Source organism: Saccharothrix sp. NRRL B-16348, from assembly GCF_001280085.1.
Taxonomy (GTDB): Bacteria; Actinomycetota; Actinomycetes; order Mycobacteriales; family Pseudonocardiaceae; genus Actinosynnema.
The window spans coordinates 34,606-52,385 of sequence record NZ_LGED01000203.1; the positions used below are offsets into that span (position 1 = coordinate 34,606).

The window sequence follows — 17,780 nt, forward strand, 5'->3', positions numbered from 1 at the left end:
GCCTCCTGGTAAGCGTTTTCCACACACGCTAACCCGCGCCGGCCGCACACCGTCAAGGGCGTGGTCTCACCCGGTGGTCAGCGACTCCAGGTGCCGGCGCAGCACGGCGCGCATGACGTCCGGCGTGGTGAGGTCCGGCTGGAGCACCCCGTTCACGGCGAGGCCGTCGAGCAGGGAGGCCAGCCGCTCGGTCTCCAGCGCCGCGTCCGACACCCCGCCCTCGGTCAGGACCTTGCCGATCAGCGTGCGCATCCCCTGGTGCAGCCGCCGCGCCTCGGGCCGCAACGCCGGCCGGGTGCGCGCGGCGGTGACGAAGGCCAGCCAGATCTCCGACTCGTCGCGCCGGTCCGGGTCGAGGGGCAGGAGTTCGCCGAGCAGGTCCGCGACCGCCTGCCGCCTGCCCTCGCGCGTCGGCGCCGACCTGGCCTGGGCGGCGCGGGCCAGGACGCGGCGCTCGAGCCGGTCGGTGAGCTCCTCCAGCGCGAAGCGGAGCAGGTCGTCGTGGTCGGCGAAGTAGTGCCGGACCGAGCCGATGGCGAGGCCGGCCTCGTCGGCGACGTTGCGCAGCGACGCCTGCTCCAGGCCGTGCCGGCGGACGACGCGGAACACGGCCTCGGCCACCTCGCGGCGGCGGGCTTCGGGATCGACCACCTTGGGCACGATCCTTTTTAGCACAGCCGTGCTAGATTATTTGGCACGGTCATGCCATGAACGAGGGGGACGTCGTGCTGACTTGGGTGTTGATCGCCGTCGCGGTGGTCGTGGTGGTCGTGAAGCGGTTCCACGGCGAGCGGGTGAACGCGCGCGACCTCGCCGGGCCGCCGCTGGTGCTGCTGGGGCTCGGTGTCCACGGGCTGACGGAGGTGGAGCTGACCGCGGTCGACTGGCTGTGGCTGGTGACGGGCTCGGCGGTCGGCCTGGGGCTGGGCGTGGCGCGCGGCGCGACCGTCCGCGTGTTCTCGCGCGACGGCGTGCCGTGGCAGCGGTACACGCCGTGGACGCTGCTGGTGTGGGCCGGCTCGGCCGCGGTGAGCGTGGCGCTGGGCCTCGCCGCGTCGGCGGCCGGCACGCCGGCGGACGCGCGCCCGCTGACGCTGTCGATCGGGATCGGCCTGCTCGGCGAGGCGATCCCGATCGGCGTGCGCCTGCTGAAGGCGGCTTAGTGCCGTGACCGGCAGCCTGTGCCCGGCAGACGCGGCGAAGGCTGCCGGGTCACGGCGCTAGCAGGCCGGGAAGAGGCGGCGGGTGGTGTTGGGCGCGGTGTAGGCGGCCGGGTCGCTGAACCGGCAGCCGTAGTCCGGCGCGGCGACCACGGCCGGGTCGTCCACCACGTCACCGGCGGGACGGCGGCCGGTGTCGGCCCAGGTCACCAGGTCGTCCCAGGCGGCGCCGACCTCGGTCGGGCTGAACTCGCAGTGGCCGACCGCGCGGATCGCCCGCTGCGCGAGCAGGTGGCCGCGGCCGTTGCGCTCGACGTCGCGCTCGTAGACCTGCTCCATCGAGAACGGCACGAACAGGTCGCCGAGGTCGTGCAGCGACAGCACCGGCGCGGTCGGGCGGCCGGCGATGGCCGGCACCTCGGTCAGCTTCGGCGTGAGGCGGGCCCGCACGTTCTCCGGCAGCACGCGCTGGACCTCGCGGTTGACGTCGACCGGCGCGTTCGGCTCGTACCGGGTCAGGGCGTTGGTGGCGAGCTGACCGGGATTGGTCGCCAGGCCCTCGCCGGACGACGTGGCGGCCAGGCCGAACACGAAGTCCTTCCAGTACGCGAACGCGGGCGCGGCGCCGGGACGCGGGCCGCCGCTGCGGTTCGCGACGACCGCGGCGAACTGCGCGCCGCGCTCGTTCGGCGTGCCGGTCAGCCCGAGTTCGGCCTGGATCCGGGGCACCACGGCGGACAGGTAGTCGTCCGGCGCCGGCCAGGCGCGGACGCCGCTGATGGCCTGCGCGGCCAGGTTGAAGTCGAGGATGAAGTCGAACAGCTCGTGGTCGCCCAGCACACCGCACAGCGGCAGCGCGGCTTTGTAGAAGCCGGGGAACTGCTCCAGGGACCGGCCGATGACGTGGCCGCCCATGGAGACGCCGACGATGAACGTGTCGCGGGGCTTGCCGACGAGCTTGTGGAACTGCTTGGCCAGGCCGTGGGTGCTCAGCACACCGGCCTTCACGTCGTAGTTGTTGGCGTAGTAGCTCGACGCGGCCCAGGCGAAGCCCTGGTCGAGGAGCTTCTGACGCAGGCCGTACGCGGGCGGGTCGACGGTGAGCACGGTGCTCGCGCCGCGGTAGCCGTGCGCCCACATGGCCAGCCGGCCGTTCCAGCGCGGCGGCACCTCGATCGTGTAGGCCGCGTGCTCGTGCACGCCTTGGAGCACCCGCGACGGCTCACCGCCGACCTGCGCCGGGGGCAACGGCGGGTTGTTGATCGTGTAGCCGGGCAGTGGCTGGTCACCGGGCGGCGTCGACGCCGCGGCCGGTGGCGCCAGCAGGACCAGGACGAGCGCCAACCCGAAGATCCGTCGCATGGCGCCCATTCTGCTCACCACCGCAGGTCCGCCACCAGCTCTTCGTGGGTCAACTGGTAGTTCAACGGATAGGTGACCCGGATGACGTCGTCCTCGTCGCGGGTCAGGCGCGCGCCGGGGAACACGCGGGCGACCAGCCGCAGCATCGGCTGGTTCTCCCCCAGCACGTCGCCGTGCAGCTCGGCGTAGCGCAGGTCGGTCGCCAGGCTGCCGAGGGCGGCCATGAGCCGGGTGCCGACGCCCTTGCGCTGCCACGGGTCCACCACGGCGAGGGCGATCTCCGCGGTGTCGTCACCCGTGGCGATCAGGCGGGCGATGCCGACGGGTGTGCGGTGGCGCTCCGCGACGACGGCGACCTTGCGGTGGCCGTCGAGGTCGGTCAGCCGGCGGCGCATGGACGCGGTGAGGCGGGGCACCGGCGCGTGGAAGCGCAGGTAGCGGCTCCGCGGGGACAGGCCGTCGAAGACGGTGTCGACGGCGTGGCCCGCCTCGGCGGCGTGCAGTTCGCGGACTCTCATGGCGGACGCCCCTTGGGTTCGGATTCCGAACCCTAGCTGGATCCGTTTTCCGAACGCAAGGGGTATCGTCGGTGGGCATGGCCCCCGTGAAGGTCGCCGACGAGCTGTGCACCCTGTCGCTGCCCGCCGCCCTGCTGGGCGAGCGCTGGACCTTGCTGCTGCTGAGGCAGGCGTTCCTGGGCACGCGGCGGTTCGAGGACTTCCAGACCGAGATGGACATCTCCCGCAGCGTGCTGACCGAACGGCTCGGCACGTTGGTCGAGGAGGGCATCCTGCGCCGTGAGGCGTACAAGGACGTGCGGACGCGGTACGAGTACCGGCTGACCGAGAAGGGCCTGGAGCTCTACCCGGTGCTGATGGCGTTGCGGAAGTGGGGCGACCGCTGGATGTCGCCCGCCGAGGGCCCGTCGTTCGACGTGCACCACCGCACGTGCGGCGGCGACATCGGCGTGCACGTGTCGTGCGAGGGGTGCGGCGCCGAGCTGACCGCGCGGGACGTCCGCGTCACGCCGCTGCGCGACTCACGCGCGTGACGCAAGCACCTGCTCGACGGCCGAGACGACGAAGATCAACCCGAGCAGCACGGCGAACATGACGAAGTAGACCGTGTGCTCCTGCAGCTCGGCGCGGTCGGCCGCCCACACGTCCATGGCGGCGAACGCGGTGAACCACGCCAGCCACCCGACCACGGCCGCGGCGAGCCACCGGGTGCTGCGCCGCAGCACGGCGGCCACGGCGAGCAGGCCCAGCACCAGCTCGACCAGCTTGACGACCCAGATCACCGGCAGCACCCAGTCCGGGCCCACGTCCAGCGTGGCGTCGAGGTAGCGGCCCACCTGCTGCTGCCGGTCCTTCCAGCCCAACGGGAGCTCGGCGAAGTTCAGCACGCCGAACAGGGCGAGGAACACCCCGATCGGCCCGAACAGCCTCGACCACCGGGCACTGCCGCCCAACACCGGACCACCGGACATGGCCACCCCCTCCGCCTCCCCGAATGATGACCCGGCGGCACGGTGAGCGAAGTACGGCTGTCCGCACCCCCTCGGTGACGCCCGCAGAGGTTAACGGCCCGGAAATACGTCACCAATCGTGCGCGTTACCGCCGGGAGTCATCTCTTTCCGGTGATTAACGCGTTCCACCGGACCGCGGCGCGGCACCCTAACCGGGCATTGCCGGCACAGAAAGTCGACTCCTATATTCGGACGAGCTCGATTGCGCTGACCCGAGCTTTTCCCGATGAGGAGAAATCTGATGATGAAGACGGTAAAGGCGCTGGCGGTGACCGCACTGGGGATCGCGCTCGCGTTCGGCCCGGCGGTCGCCGCCACCGCGGTGCCCGCCACGCCGGACACCGCGACCATCGCCTCGGCGAGCCCGCGGGCGGAGTACCTGGGCGGGGTGAACCTCTGGGAATTCTGCCGCAAGCTCGGCCACCGCGACGTCACCAACAATTCCCCGCACACGGTCTACAGCTGGTACTGCATCAGGAACGACGACACGCTCGAAGACATCAACATGTACGCGGCCTGCCAGTGGCAGTACAACAAGCAATGGGCCAAGCCCGCCTTCTGGGACGAGTACAACGAGTACAGCTGGTACTGCTACCTCGACTGACCGAGGCGCATTCGAGAGGCAGGGCCCTCAGTGGGCGGCGGCGTCCCAGGAACGGCCGACGCCCACTGAGACCTCCATCGCCACCGACAACTCGTACGCGCCGCCCATCTGCGCGCGGACCAGCGCCTCGACCTGCTCGCGCTCGCCCTCGGCGATCTCCAGCACCAGTTCGTCGTGCACCTGGAGCAGCATCCGCGACCGCAGGCCCGACTCCTCCAACGCGCGGAACACGCCGAGCATCGCGACCTTGATGATGTCCGCCGCGCTGCCCTGGATCGGCGCGTTCAACGCCATCCGCTCGGCCATCTCCCGGCGCTGCCGGTTGTCGCTGGTCAAGTCGGGCAGGTAACGCCGGCGGCCGAGGATCGTCTCGGTGTAGCCCTTCTTCCGCGCGTCCTCGACCACCGCGTGCAGGTAGTCGCGCACCCCGCCGAACCGGGCGAAGTACGCCTCCTTCTGCTCCCGCGCCTCGGCCGCCGAGATCCGCAGCTGCTGCGCCAGCCCGTACTCCGACAGCCCGTACGCCAGCCCGTACGACATGGCCTTCACCCGGCGGCGCTGCTCGGCGGTGACCTCCGAGGTCGGCACGGAGAACGCGCGCGACGCGACGAACGTGTGCAGGTCCTCGCCGCTGCGGAACGCCTCGATCAGGCCCGCGTCCTCGGACAGGTGCGCCATGATCCGCATCTCGATCTGGCTGTAGTCCGCGGTCATCAGCTCGGCGTAGCCCGGCCCGACCACGAACGCCTCGCGGATCCGCCTGCCCTCGTCCGTGCGGATCGGGATGTTCTGCAGGTTCGGGTCGGTGGACGACAGCCGACCGGTCGCCGCGATCGTCTGGTGGAACGTGGTGTGGATGCGGCCGTCGTCGGCCACCGACTTGAGCAGCCCGTCGACGGTGGACTTCAGCCTGGTCACGTCCCGGTGCGCGAGCAGGTGCTGCAGGAACGGGTGCTGGGTCGCCTCGAACAGGTTCTGCAGCGCGTCCGCGTCGGTCGTGTACCCGGTCTTGGTCTTCTTCGTCTTCGGCATGTTCAGCTCGTCGAACAGCACCGTCTGCAGCTGCTTGGGCGAGCCGAGGTTGATCTCCTTGCCGATCACCGAGTACGCGTCCTGCGCGGCCTGCTTCACGCCCGCCGCGAAGTGCGCCTCCAACGCCGCCAGGTGCTCGGTGTCGATCGCGATGCCGACCGCCTCGACGTCGTCGAGCACCACCATCAGCGGCAGCTCCAGGTTCGCCAGCAGCTCGCCCTGGCCGGTCGCGACCAGCTCCGCGTCCAGCGCGTCGGCCAGTTCCGCCACCGCGAACGCCCGCACGATCGCCGCCTGCGCGGTCTTCTGCCGCTCCTCCTCCTCGTCGGCCAGCAGCGACAGCTGCCCGTCGTCGGGCTCCTCGGCCCGCAGCTCGCGCTTGAGGTAGCGCAGCGCCAGGTCGTCCAGCGCGAACGACCGCTGGCCGGGCCGCACCAGGTAGGCGGCCAGCGCCGTGTCGCTGCTCACGCCGCGCAGCCGCCAGCCGCGCGCCCGCAACGCCCGCAGCGGCAGCTTCAGGTCGTGCGCCGCCTTGACCACCGACTCGTCGGCCAGCCACGCGGCCAGCGCGTTCTCGTCGGCCTCGGTCAGCGACGCGACCTCCACGTACCCGCCCTCGCCGCCGACCGCGGCCAGCGCCAGGCCCTCCAGGTCGCCGCCCGAGGAGCGGAACGCGATGCCGACCCGGCCCGACCGGGCGTGCGCGTCGAGCCACGCGGCCACGCCGCCGACCTCCACCGCGCCGCCGCGGACCGTGAAGCCCTCCTCGGCCTCCGGCTCGGCGGTGGGCAGGGTCGAGAACAGCCGGTCCCGCAGCACCCGGAACTCCAGCTCGTCGAACAGCCGGTGCACGGCGTCGCGGTCCCACTGCCTGGCTTCCAGCTCCGCCGGGCCCAGCGGCAGCTCGACGTCGCGCACCAGCTCGGTGAGCTGCCGGTTCAGCATGATGTTGGCCAGGTTGGCCCGCAGCGCGTCGCCGACCTTGCCCGGCACCTCGTCGATGTGGTCGATCAGCCCGTTGAGGGAGCCGAACTGGGTGAGCAGCTTCACGATCGTCTTCGGGCCGACGCCGGGCGTGTTCGGCAGGTTGTCCGACGAGTCGCCGCGCACCGCCGCGTAGTCGGCGTACAGCTCGGGCGGCACGCCCTGCTTCTCCAGCACCAGCTCGGGGGTGTACCGGGCCATCTCGGACACGCCCTTGACCGGGTACAGCACCGTCACCTTGTCCGTGACCAGCTGCAACGCGTCGCGGTCGCCGGTGCAGATCAGCACCTCGAAGCCGAGCGCCGTGGCCTGCGTGGTGAGCGTGGCGATCAGGTCGTCGGCCTCGTAGTTGGCCTTGGACAGCACCGGGACGTTCAGCGTGCCCAGCACGTCCTCGATGAGGCTGACCTGGCCGCGGAACTCGTCCGGTGTCTCGCTGCGACCGGCCTTGTACTCCGCGTAGGCCTCGGTGCGGAACGTCTTGCGCGAGACGTCGAACGCCACCGCGATGTGCGTCGGCTTCTCGTCCCGCAGCAGGTTGATGAGCATCGACGTGAAGCCGTAGACCGCGTTGGTGGTCTGGCCCGTGCCTGTCTGGAAGTTCTCCTTGGGCAGCGCGAAGAAGGCGCGGTAGGCCATGGAGTGACCGTCGACCAGCAGCAGGCGGGAGGCTTCTGAAGTGCTCACGGCCCGAGTCTAGGGTGAGGGTCCGACAGCGCCGCACCGACTGGAGAACACGTGACGCCAGCACCCGAGGACATCCCCGGCGCCGACCAGGCCGCCGCCCACGAGCAGCTCACCTCGAAGCTCGGCATCGAGATCACCCGATGGGATGCCGACCGGCTGGTCGGGACGATGCCGGTGAAGGGCAACCGCCAGCCGTACGGGCTGCTGCACGGCGGCGCGAACGCGGCGCTGGCGGAGACGCTCGGCTCGGTCGCGGCGGCCATGCACGCGGCGCCGGAGCGGCTGGCCGTGGGCCTGGAGCTGTCGTGCACGCACCACCGGGCCGTCGCCGAGGGCATCGTCACGGGGGTGTGCACGCCGATCCACCGCGGGCGCAGCACCGCCACCTACGAGATCGTGATCACCGACGAGGAAGGCAGGCGCGCCTGCACGGCCCGGCTGACGTGCTTCCTCAAGGATGCCCCGAAAGGGTGAACGTGCCGGTTGGGTCACCCGGAGGTGTGCAAGGCCGGGTGACCGAGGGTATGCAAGCAGTGGTGAGGCGGAGGTGGGGCGTGCGGCGCGTGCTGGTGATGATGGCCGTGGTGCTGGCGGCGGCCGGGTGCGGTGACACCCCGGTCGTGGCGGGGCCGGAGACCACGGCGTCCGCGGCGGCGACCTACCCGGTGCCCCCGCAGACGGTGCGGCCCGACGAGAAGCCGCTCAAGATCCCCACCACCGCGGACGGCGACACGGCGTTCACGCTGGTCGGCCTGACCACGGGGGTGGAGACGCTGATCGGCAGCCACGCCGAGTTCCACGCCAAGGGCCAGTTCGTGCGGATCCGGATGAGCGTGATCAACAACGGGCGCAGCAGCGTGTCGTTCGACGCGCGCCGGCACGTGCTGATCGACGACCGCGAGGCCGAATACACCGTGGACACGCAGGCCATGACCATCAAGCGGCAGCCGGAGACGATCGACCTCGGCGCGAACGTCCGCCTGGAGTACGACGTCTACTACGACCTGCCCGAGGACGCGAAGCCGCAGGCCCTGCGCGTGTACGGCGGGCCGACGCTGACCGACCTGAAGGACGAGTCGAGCACCGAGATCCCGCTGGCCCAGCCCTGACGGCCGGGCCGGCGGGTCTCCGGCTCAGTGCCCGCCGAGGTACGCCGCGCGCACCTGGGGGTCGTCCAGCAGCTCCGGACCGGGCGCGCTCTTCACGACCCGGCCGGTCTCCAGCACGTACGCGCGGTGGGAGAGCTTCAGCGCCTGCTGCGCGTTCTGCTCGACCAGCAGCACGGTCGTGCCGCGCTTGTTGATCTCCTTGATGATCTCGAAGATCTGCGCGATGAGCATGGGCGCGAGGCCCATCGACGGCTCGTCGAGCAGGAGCACCTTCGGCTTGGTCATCAGCGCCCGGCCGATGGCGATCATCTGCTGCTCGCCGCCGGACATGGTGCCGCCGAACTGGCTCTTGCGCTCCGCGAGCCGCGGGAACAGCTCGTAGACCTCGGCCAGGTCGGCGTCGAGCGCGTCCTTGCGGGTGAAGGCGCCCATCAGCAGGTTCTCCTGCACCGTCATGCCGGGGAACACACCGCGGCCTTCCGGTGACTGGCCGATGCCCGCCACGACCCGCTTGTGGCCGGGCATCTTGGAGATGTCCTGGCCGTTGAACAGCACCTGGCCGCTGGTCAGGGGGCGCAACCCGGAGATGGTCTTCAGCGTGGTCGTCTTGCCCGCGCCGTTGGCGCCGATGAGCGAGACGATCTCACCGTCCTCGACCTGCAGGCTGATGCCCTTGATCGCGGCGATCTTGCCGTAGTGGACGTGGATGTCCTTGAGCTCAAGAAGCATCTTCGGACACCCCCAGGTACGCCTCGATGACCTTCGGGTTGTTCTGCACCTCTTGCGGGAGCCCTTCTGCGATCAGCTGGCCGAAGTCCAGCACCGCCACGCGGTCGCTGACGCCCATGACCAGGCTCATGTCGTGCTCGATCAGCAGCACGGTCCGGCCGCTGTCGCGGATCTTGCGGATCAGCGCCTGCAGCGATTCCTTCTCGGCCGGGTTCATGCCGGCCGCGGGCTCGTCCAGCAGCAGCAGCTTCGGGTCCGTGGCCAGCGCGCGGGCGATCTCGAGCCGCCGCTGGTCGCCGTAGGGCAGGTTCTTCGCGGTCTCGGTCATCCGGCCGGGGATGCCGACGAAGTCGAGCAGCTCCCGGGCCAGCTCACGGCCGCGCTTCTCCTCCTTGCGGTGCCAGGGCAGGCCGAGCGTGGCGCCGATCGCACCGGTCTTGTGGTGCGCGTCCGCGCCGACCATCACGTTCTCCAGCGCCGACATGTTGTGGAACAGCCGGATGTTCTGGAACGTGCGGGCGATGCCCTGCTTGGTGATCTTGAACCGCTTGGTGCCGTCGAGCCGGGCGCCGTTGAACAGCACCTGGCCCTCGGTGGGCTGGTAGACGCCGGTGACCACGTTGAACACGGTGGTCTTGCCCGCGCCGTTGGGCCCGATCAGGGCAAAGATCTCGCCCTGGCCGACGCTGATCTTCGCTTCGCGGAGCGCGACCACGCCGCCGAAGCGCATGGTCACGTTGTCCAGCTGAAGGACGGGAGTGCTCACTTGGCCGCCTCCGTCGAGACATCGGTGTCCGGACCCGCGACCTCGGCGCCCATCGCGCCCATGCCGCCGGTGCCCTCGTGCAGTTCGGCCTTGCGCCTGCGGGAGGGCAGCAGGCCCTCCGGCCGCAACGCCATCATCAGCACCAGCACACCGCCGAACAGCAGGATGCGGTACTCGGCCGGGTCCTTGCCCAGCGCTTCCTTGAGCCACTCGACCTCGCGGAACCGCTCGGGCAGCCAGGCGATGACGAACGCGCCGAGCATGACGCCGGGCAGGTTGCCCGCGCCGCCGAGGACGACCGCGGCGAGGATGGTCGCGGACAGGATGAACGGGAACGTGCCCGGCTCGATGAACACGGCCTTGCCCGCGTAGATGCCGCCGGCCAGACCGCCGATCATGGCGCCGATCGCGAACGCGAGCAGCTTGAACTTGAACGTCGGCACGCCCATCAGCTCGGCCGCGTCCTCGTCCTCCCGGATCGCCGCCCACGCGCGGCCGACGCGGCTCTTCTGCAGCCGCACCGAGAAGACGATCACCACCACGATGGCGGCGACCATCAGGTAGTAGTACGGCGCGGGCAGCACGCCGAAGTCCAGGCCGATGGCCGGCATGTCCGTCGGGTGCGGGATGTTGGGGATGCCGCGCGCGCCGCCGATCTCGTCGGTGTTGTTCGCGGTGATGCGGATGATCTCGCCGAAGCCGAGCGTCACGATCGCCAGGTAGTCGCCGCGCAGCCGCAGCGTCGGCGCGCCGAGGATGACGCCCGAGACCGCCGCCAGGAAGATGCCGAACACCACCGTCGGCCAGTACGACCAGCCGTGCTCGGTGGCGAAGTAGGCCAGCGTGTAGCCGCCGATGGCGAAGAACGCGACGAAACCGAGGTCGAGCAGACCGGCTTGGCCGACGACCACGTTCAGGCCGATCGCCAGCAGCATGTAGGTGCCGATCGGGTAGATCAGCACCGTCGTCCAGTCCGCGCCGGGCGACATGAACGTGCCGATCCACGGCGCGGGCAGGATCAGCGCGAACACGAGCGCGCCGATGTAGACGACGAACCGCTGCCAGGTCTTGGCGCGTTCCCACCAGTCGCGTGCGCCGTCGAACAGGGCGCCGACGCGCCTCAACGGATTCGCGTTGCCAGTCACTCCGTTGCCTTTCATGCGCGGGCCTTCTGCAGGGATTCGCCGAGGATGCCGGTCGGGCGGAACATCAGCACGATCACCAGCACGGTGAACGCGATCACGTCCTTCCACTCCGAACCCAGGAAGATCGCGCCCCAGTTCTCGATGAGGCCGAGCACGATACCGCCGAGCAGCGCGCCGCGCAGGTTGCCGATACCGCCGAGCACCGCCGCCGTGAACGCCTTGATGCCGAGCACGAAACCGACGTTGAAGACGGTGTTCTCGAACTCCATCAAATACAGCGCGCCCGCGACGCCCGCCATCGCGCCACCGAGCAGGAACGTGACCCGCACGATGTTGTCGATGCTGACGCCCATGAGCACCGCGGCTTCGGGGTCCTGGGCGGTGGCGCGGATGCCGCGACCGATCTTGGTCTTGTTCACCAGCCGGTCCAGCGCGATCATCATGATGACCGCGGCGACCACGACGATGATGTGGTCGGTGCGCACCGCCGCGTTGCCGATGGTGAACACCGTGTCGCGGTCGACGATGCGCGGCGCGGACTGCTGGTTGCGCCCCGCGTTGCCGGTCAGCCAGGGAATGATGACCAGCGCGAACAGTTCCTGGAGGAACAGCGACGCGCCGATCGCGGAGATGAGCGCGGTGAGCCTGGTCGCGCCCTTGCGGCGCAGCGGCCGGTAGGCCACCACCTCCAGCAGCATCGCGGCGCCGCCGGAGATCGCCGCGGACGCCACGATGATCAACAGCATCACGCCGAACAGGGCGAACCCGGTCAGCGGCGACGCGGGCGCGATCGCCGTGATCACCACGAGCGACGTGAACGTGCCGATCATGAAGATCTCGGAGTGCGCGAAGTTGATCAGACGCAGCACGCCGTAGACCATCGTGTAGCCGAGGGCGATGAGCGCGTAGATGGAGCCGAACACCAGTCCGCCCACCGTGCTGGGCAGGAACTGGTTGAGGAAATCATCAAGCATGACAGGTTTGCCTCACGAGACGGGCGGGGAGAGAAACTTCGCCAAAGTGGTGGGGAGCGGGAGCTGTCGTACCCACGACACTCCCGCTCCCCAGCGCGCTAGCTTGCTTGCCTGATCCGTCCCGCAGATCAGCCTTCCAGCTTCGCTTCCTCCGCCGGACCCAACAGCTTCACCTTGCCGTCGACGACCTGGTAGATGAAGATCGCGTTGTTCTCCGGCTCACCGTTCGCCTTGAACTTGAGCGGCTTGGAGACGCCCTCGAAGCTGACGGTCTTCAGGAACTCGTTGATCTTCTCACCGGTGGTGTTGCCCGCCTCGACGGCCTTGATGAACGACGTCGCGGCGTCGTAGCCCTCGGTCGCATAGATGGCCGGGTCGACGTTGGCGCTCTTCTTGTAGTTCTCGAAGAACGTCTTCAGCGCGCCGGTCACGTCGGGCGTCGGGATGTTGCACGGGCAGGCGAGGACGGCGCCCTCGGCGGCCGCGGTGCCCGCACCCGTGACGAGCTGCTGGTCGAGCGAGCCGTCACCGGAGGCGAACGTGGCCTTGACCCCGCCGTCGCGCAGCTGCTTGAGCAGCCGGCCGGCCTGCGCGTAGTAACCACCGAAGACGATCACGTCGGGGTTCGACGCGGCGACCTTCGTGACCGTGGACGAGTAGTCGGACGCGTCCTTGGAGAACTTGTCGGTCTCGACCGCCACGTTCGAGTCCTTGAACGACTTGGCGACCGCGTCGGCCAGGCCGACGCTGTACTCCTGGTCGTCGGACAGGACGAACGCCTTCTTCGGGCTCTTCGCCTTCACCAGGAATTCGGCGATGCCGGGGCCCTGGTCGGCGTCGTTCGCCACGACGCGGTGCCAGTAGGTCCAGCCGTTCTGGGCCAGACCGGGGTTCGTGGCCGACGGCGAGACGCTGGGGATCTTGCCCTCTTCCAGCTGGCCGCCGATGGCCTTGGACTCACCGGAGAAGGCCGGGCCGATGAGGGCCACGATCTTGTCCTGCGTGATGGCCTTCGTGATCAACGAGGTGGCCTGGTCCGCCTTGCCCTGGCTGTCGTACTGCACCAGCTCGATCTTGACCTTGGGGTTCTTGGCGTTGTACTCGTTGACCGCCATCACCGCGCCGTTCCGGGGCGGGATCACGATCGCCGCGTTCTCACCGGTGAGGTCACCCATGAACCCGATCTTGACCGAGGTGACGTCGCCACCAGCATCGCCACCGCCGCCGCCTCCGGCACAAGCCGCGAGCACCAGCGACGAAGCCGCCGCCAGCGCCAGAACTCGGCCGAGTCGTGCTCCTGACACCGGAATACCTCCCATGACACCAACCATCCCGCCGGTAGGCGGAGCCCTCACACGAGGGCGTGGGTTAGGGAGGGAACGTAGCTTCAGTTGAGTTCGCTGAACAGGTGGTCTTACTGCTCTGTGTCCACATCGTGACGGTAGTCACCGGAAAATGCCCCGATGTTAACCACCTCAAATCCAGCTCAAATCGCCGCAGGTCACAAGGTCAATGCGGGCAGTAACCAAGAATGACCTGACGGTCTGTCCGATACTCGAACGTGTATCACTCGCGGGGATAGTCACCCGAAGTTTTCGATGACGGCTTCGGCCACGGCCTTCATGGTGGTACGGCGATCCATCGCGGTGCGCTGCACCCACCGGAATGCCTCGGGCTCCGACAGACCCTGCTTGGTCATCAGCAATCCCTTGGCGCGTTCGACGACCTTGCGCGTCTCCAGCCGCTCGGTGAGCCCGGCGACCTCGTTCTCCAGCGCCTGCAACTCCGCGAACCGGCTCATCGCCAACTCGATCGCGGGCACCAGGTCGCGCTTGGCGAACGGCTTGACCAGGTAGGCCATGGCGCCCGCGTCACGCGCGCGTTCCACCAGGTCCCGCTGGCTGAACGCGGTGAGGATCACGACCGGCGCGATGCGCTTGCCCGCGATCACCGACGCGGCCTCGATGCCGTCGACCTTGGGCATCTTCACGTCCATGATGACCAGGTCGGGCCGCAGCTCGGTGGCCAGCGTGACCGCCTCGTCGCCGTCGGCGGCCTGCCCGGCCACCTCGTACCCTTCCTCGCGCAGCATCTCGACCAGGTCGAGGCGGATGAGGGCTTCGTCCTCGGCCACGAGCACGCGCCGGGGCGCGACCTCGGGCTGGGCCTCGGCAGCCTGATGGGTCACCGGGGTCCTCCTGACACTCTGACGGCGGCTCGACGCGGTCGCGTCGGACGAAACCGCAGTCTACCGGCGTGCACCGCCCGGTCCGCGCGGTTGGGCCGTGATCACGGCCACCGGCGACGACTTCGTCGGTTCGGCCCCCTCCGCTCGACCGAACGCCGTGGGTGAACACCTCCCCGGGCAGGTGTCACCCGCCCGGGGAGGTCCGCTCACCGGACCGCCTGCGGCGGCTCCCACCAGCCCGTGACGCCCTCCGGCCACTCCACCGCGGCCAGCGCCTCCTCGTGGTCGGGGTCCGGGCCGTCGACTTCGCGCAGGAAAAGGTCGTACCAGCCGGTCGACACGCCGAGGCCGCCGCCGACGCTGGGCACCTCCACCGCGCCGGGCAGCCCGAACACCGGGTGCAGCAACTGGTCGGCCACCTTCGGCACGCCGAGGCTCGCGGGCCACTCGACCCACCACCGGTCGCCCTGCGCCAGCGCGCGCACCCACGGCGCCGCGCTGAACAGGTGGTACCGGCGCAGCACGGCGCTGCCGACGCCCGTCGGGTACGGCGTCTCCGCCAAGTGGTCGCGCTCGACGGCGGTCAGCGGGCCGTCGATGAACGTGCCGCCCAGGTTGCGGCCCTTGAGCAGGTTGCGCACGTACTTCAGGCCGTCCGCCCACGCCCGCTCGTCCACGCCCGCGAGGTGCACGGCCGGTGGGTTCGCCGCGTCGAGCCCGATCAGCCGCAGCTCCACCGACCGCGGGTGGTGGACGACGCGCAGACCGGCCACGCCCGCCACCCACGACTCGTCGTAGCGCGGCAGCAGCTCGTACAGCAGCGGCCCGAGGGCGTGTTCGGTGAGATGCACGCGCGGGTGCGCGCCCGGCTCGACCGCGCGGAACGCGTGGGCCGGCCGCAACATGCTCGCGGGCGGGCGCAGCTGCAGGTGCGCGCCGGCGTCCAGACCCGCTTGCAGCACCACGCACTCCAGCGCGCGCTGGTCGTCGTCCTCCGCGTCGGGCAGGAACAGGCCGCGCACGTCGGCTTGGCCGCGCAGCGCGTCGACCACGCGTTCGCGGCGGTCGTCGGGCAGCCCGTGCAGCACCGCTTTCACCGCGGGCACGGCTTGGGTGAGGTTCTCGCCGGTGTACTTCCGGCGTAGGTCGACCAGCTGTTCGGTCAACGACGATCGCGCCATGGCAGTCCTCGCTCCCACCGCCCGGCTCGGCACGACAAGGACGCGTCACGCGTCGGTCAACGGTCTTCGGTGGTACTCCATGAGCAGGGGTGCCCTCACCCCGCGGCGGATCGGCCACCCGGTTGCCGGGGAGTGGCTCCAGCCTCACGTCTGCTCACACACGCCGCTTCCGACGATAGCGCACCGTTGCCCGCGAGGCGTCGCGTCCCTAGCGTCTGGCGCATGGTGAGCGGGGCGGAGCGGTTGCTGGGTGTGCTGGCCGCGCACGGCGTCGAGGTCGTGTTCGGGTTGCCCGGTGTGCACAACCTGCCGGTGTGGGAGGCGTTGCGGACTTCGGGCATCCGGCTGGTCGGCGTCCGGCACGAGCAGACCGCGGTGTACGCGGCCGACGGCTACGCCCGCGCCACCGGCCGACTCGGCGTCGCGCTGGTGACCACCGGTCCGGGCGCGGCGAACTGCCTCGGCGCGACCGGCGAGGCGTACGCGTCCGGGTCGCCGGTGCTGGTGATCGCCACCGACATCCCGTCGACGCTGCGCCGTCCCGGCGAGTACCGCGGCACCCTGCACGAGACGCGTGACCAGCGGGCGATGTTCCTGCCGGTGGTGAAGGGCGGGTGGACGCTGCGCGCCGCCGAGTCGATCGGCGTCTACGCCGACAGCGCGGCGCTGCTGGCCGCCACCGCGCCGCAGGGGCCGGTGTACCTGGGCGTGCCGACCGACTTCCTCACCGCGGACGCGGGCGTGTGGAACCGCATCCCGACCCGCGCGCCGGACGTGCCGGACGTGACGCCGGGCGTGGAGTTGGTGGCGGGCGCCGAACGTCCGCTGATCTGGGCCGGTGGCGGCGCCGCGCGGTCGGGCGCGGGCGCGGCGCTGGCCGCGTTGGCTTCGCGCGTCGGCGCGCCGATCGTCACCACGTACGGCGCGCGCGGGCTGGTCGACCACCCGCACGTGGTGCACGGGCCCGTGCACCTGCCGGAGGTCGGCGCGCTGTGGGACGAGGCCGACCTCGTCATCGGCGTGGGCAGCGACTTCGACGGGATGATGACGCAGAACTGGCTGCAGCCCGCGCCGCCGCGGCTGCTGAACGTCAACGTGGAGACGATCCGCAACTACCGGCCCGACGTGACGTTGCGCGGCGACGCGCGGATGGTGGTGTCGGCGCTGGCCGACGCCGTGCCCGAGCGGCCGGACACCGGCGTCGCCTCCCGGGTGGCCGAGCTGAACGACCTGGTGCGCAAGGCGGTCGAGGCGGACGAGCCGGGCGCGGTGCCGTTGCTGGAGGCGCTGGAGGGGCACCGGGTGGTGGCCGACATGTGCGTCGCCGGGTACTGGGTCGGCGGGTTCGGCCGGATCACCCGGCCGCGCGGGCTGGCCTACCCCGTCGGGTGGGGCACGCTCGGCTTCGGCTTCCCCGCCGCGCTGGGTGCGGCGGTGACCGGGCGGGTGGTGGCGGTGTGCGGTGACGGCGGGTTCCTGTTCGCGGTCGGCGACCTGGCCACCGCCGCGCAGGAGCAGCTGCCGGTGACCGTGGTGCTCGTCGACGACGGCGGGTACGGGATGCTGCGGCACGACCAGGCGCGGGCCGGGCACGAGCCGTTCGGCGTGGACCTGCGGTCGCCGGACTTCGTGGCGCTGGCCGGGAGCTTCGGCGTGGAGGCGTCCGTTGTGGACGGTTTCGGCGACGGGTTCCGCGCGCGCCTGGACGACTACGCGGCCCGGTCCGGGCCCAACGTGCTGGTGGTGCGCGCGGCGGCGTTGAAGCCACCGGTCACCACCTCACCCCGCTGGTACCGCAGGAGTTAAGGTGTCGAACATGAGTTCGAACGAACGCGTGTGGCCGGCGGCGGACGCCCACGACGAGCTGCGGCTGCTGACCGAGTTCCTGACCTTCCTGCGGCTGACCGCGGTGTCCAAGGTCGAGGGCCTGAGCTGGGAGGACGCCGCGGCCACGCCGATCCCGACGTCACCGGTGGTGAGCGCGCTCGGCGTGCTGCGCCACCTGACCGCGGTGGAGCGGTGGTGGCTGTCGATCGAGGCGGGCGGCGTCGAGCTGCCGTCGTTGTGGGGCGCGGACGCCGACGCGTCGTGGCTCCTGCACGAGGGCGACACGGTGGAGTCGGTGATCGCCGAGTACCGCGCCGAGTGGGAGCGGTCGGACAGCGCGCTCAAGGGCCTCGGGCCGGACGACCGCACCCGGGGCGACCACGACGGCAACGGCCGCACGGTGCGCTGGGTGCTCGCCCACCTGGTGCAGGAGACCGGCCGGCACGTCGGCCACCTGGACTTCCTCCGCGAACTGGCGGACGGCGAGAAGGGCGAGTAGCACT

General features: G+C 70.6%; 19 protein-coding genes. 7 read left to right on the forward strand and 12 right to left on the reverse strand.

Annotated features, from left to right (window positions below; translation table 11 throughout):
• Window positions 1-66 precede the first annotated feature (66 nt).
• Window positions 67-651: a TetR/AcrR family transcriptional regulator gene (locus tag ADK67_RS22820; RefSeq protein ID WP_331459337.1), complete on the reverse strand. Its 585-nt coding sequence runs from the start codon at window positions 649-651 to the stop codon at window positions 67-69.
• A 56-nt stretch (window positions 652-707) separates the two neighbouring features.
• Between ADK67_RS22820 and ADK67_RS22825 the strand changes: the two genes are divergently transcribed.
• Window positions 708-1,163, forward strand: a complete 456-nt coding sequence (locus ADK67_RS22825; RefSeq protein ID WP_231648316.1) for a DUF1453 domain-containing protein — start codon at window positions 708-710, stop codon at window positions 1,161-1,163.
• Window positions 1,164-1,220: 57 nt separating this feature from the next.
• On the opposite strand, the gene ADK67_RS22830 is transcribed toward ADK67_RS22825, so the two are convergent.
• Both ADK67_RS22830 and ADK67_RS22835 read right to left on the reverse strand, forming a co-directional pair.
• A complete protein-coding gene (locus tag ADK67_RS22830) occupies window positions 1,221-2,522 on the reverse strand; it encodes a hypothetical protein (RefSeq protein WP_231648317.1) in 1,302 nt (433 codons plus the stop codon).
• A 14-nt stretch (window positions 2,523-2,536) separates the two neighbouring features.
• Complete coding sequence (locus ADK67_RS22835) at window positions 2,537-3,040, reverse strand: GNAT family N-acetyltransferase (RefSeq protein ID WP_053718518.1); 504 nt, start codon at window positions 3,038-3,040, stop codon at window positions 2,537-2,539.
• 77 nt (window positions 3,041-3,117) lie between these two features.
• On the opposite strand from ADK67_RS22835, the gene ADK67_RS22840 reads away from it, so the two are divergent.
• Window positions 3,118-3,573 (forward strand): winged helix-turn-helix transcriptional regulator, encoded by a 456-nt coding sequence (locus tag ADK67_RS22840; RefSeq protein WP_053718519.1) that lies wholly within the window; start codon window positions 3,118-3,120, stop codon window positions 3,571-3,573.
• Here ADK67_RS22840 and ADK67_RS22845 read toward each other — a convergent pair.
• The gene (locus tag ADK67_RS22845) at window positions 3,562-4,011 is read right to left on the reverse strand and encodes a hypothetical protein (protein ID WP_053718520.1); all 450 of its coding nucleotides are present in this window, start codon (window positions 4,009-4,011) and stop codon (window positions 3,562-3,564) included. The genes ADK67_RS22840 and ADK67_RS22845 overlap by 12 nt on opposite strands.
• 281 nt (window positions 4,012-4,292) lie before the next feature.
• Between ADK67_RS22845 and ADK67_RS22850 the strand changes: the two genes are divergently transcribed.
• Window positions 4,293-4,655 (forward strand): hypothetical protein, encoded by a 363-nt coding sequence (locus ADK67_RS22850; protein ID WP_053718521.1) that lies wholly within the window; start codon window positions 4,293-4,295, stop codon window positions 4,653-4,655.
• Between the two features lie 27 nt (window positions 4,656-4,682).
• Here ADK67_RS22850 and polA read toward each other — a convergent pair whose 3' ends face one another.
• Window positions 4,683-7,358, reverse strand: a complete 2,676-nt coding sequence (gene polA / locus ADK67_RS22855; RefSeq protein WP_197289578.1) for a DNA polymerase I — start codon at window positions 7,356-7,358, stop codon at window positions 4,683-4,685.
• Between the two features lie 51 nt (window positions 7,359-7,409).
• On the opposite strand from polA, the gene ADK67_RS22860 reads away from it, so the two are divergent.
• Entirely contained in the window at window positions 7,410-7,832 is a 423-nt protein-coding gene (locus ADK67_RS22860) for a hotdog fold thioesterase (RefSeq protein WP_053718522.1), read from the forward strand.
• 62 nt (window positions 7,833-7,894) lie between these two features.
• Entirely contained in the window at window positions 7,895-8,467 is a 573-nt protein-coding gene (locus tag ADK67_RS22865) for a DUF4352 domain-containing protein (RefSeq protein ID WP_231648318.1), read from the forward strand.
• Window positions 8,468-8,491: 24 nt separating this feature from the next.
• Here the strand turns inward: ADK67_RS22865 and ADK67_RS22870 are convergent, their stop codons facing one another.
• The 7 genes from ADK67_RS22870 to ADK67_RS22900 form a co-directional block, all read right to left on the reverse strand.
• The gene (locus ADK67_RS22870) at window positions 8,492-9,196 is read right to left on the reverse strand and encodes an ABC transporter ATP-binding protein (RefSeq protein ID WP_053718523.1); all 705 of its coding nucleotides are present in this window, start codon (window positions 9,194-9,196) and stop codon (window positions 8,492-8,494) included.
• Window positions 9,186-9,926 (reverse strand): ABC transporter ATP-binding protein, encoded by a 741-nt coding sequence (locus tag ADK67_RS22875; RefSeq protein ID WP_157620774.1) that lies wholly within the window; start codon window positions 9,924-9,926, stop codon window positions 9,186-9,188. The genes ADK67_RS22870 and ADK67_RS22875 overlap by 11 nt, the downstream gene beginning before the upstream one ends.
• 32 nt (window positions 9,927-9,958) lie before the next feature.
• Entirely contained in the window at window positions 9,959-11,122 is a 1,164-nt protein-coding gene (locus tag ADK67_RS22880; RefSeq protein ID WP_053718525.1) for a branched-chain amino acid ABC transporter permease, read from the reverse strand.
• Window positions 11,119-12,081 (reverse strand): branched-chain amino acid ABC transporter permease, encoded by a 963-nt coding sequence (locus ADK67_RS22885; protein ID WP_053718526.1) that lies wholly within the window; start codon window positions 12,079-12,081, stop codon window positions 11,119-11,121. Before ADK67_RS22885 ends, ADK67_RS22880 begins: the two co-directional genes overlap by 4 nt.
• A gap of 128 nt (window positions 12,082-12,209) precedes the next feature.
• The gene (locus ADK67_RS22890) at window positions 12,210-13,385 is read right to left on the reverse strand and encodes a branched-chain amino acid ABC transporter substrate-binding protein (RefSeq protein WP_231648320.1); all 1,176 of its coding nucleotides are present in this window, start codon (window positions 13,383-13,385) and stop codon (window positions 12,210-12,212) included.
• Between the two features lie 278 nt (window positions 13,386-13,663).
• On the reverse strand, window positions 13,664-14,269 hold the full coding sequence (locus tag ADK67_RS22895) for an ANTAR domain-containing response regulator (RefSeq protein WP_053718528.1): 606 nt from the start codon (window positions 14,267-14,269) through the stop codon (window positions 13,664-13,666).
• A gap of 206 nt (window positions 14,270-14,475) precedes the next feature.
• Window positions 14,476-15,450, reverse strand: a complete 975-nt coding sequence (locus tag ADK67_RS22900; RefSeq protein WP_053718529.1) for a hypothetical protein — start codon at window positions 15,448-15,450, stop codon at window positions 14,476-14,478.
• 222 nt (window positions 15,451-15,672) lie between these two features.
• Between ADK67_RS22900 and ADK67_RS22905 the strand changes: the two genes are divergently transcribed.
• Window positions 15,673-17,256 carry a thiamine pyrophosphate-binding protein gene (locus tag ADK67_RS22905; RefSeq protein WP_053718530.1) on the forward strand — a complete coding sequence of 528 codons (1,584 nt, stop codon included), beginning with the start codon at window positions 15,673-15,675 and terminating at the stop codon, window positions 17,254-17,256.
• A gap of 10 nt (window positions 17,257-17,266) precedes the next feature.
• Window positions 17,267-17,776, forward strand: coding sequence for a DinB family protein (locus tag ADK67_RS22910; RefSeq protein ID WP_157620765.1), 510 nt, complete (start codon window positions 17,267-17,269; stop codon window positions 17,774-17,776).
• The last annotated feature ends 4 nt before the right edge of the window (window positions 17,777-17,780 follow it).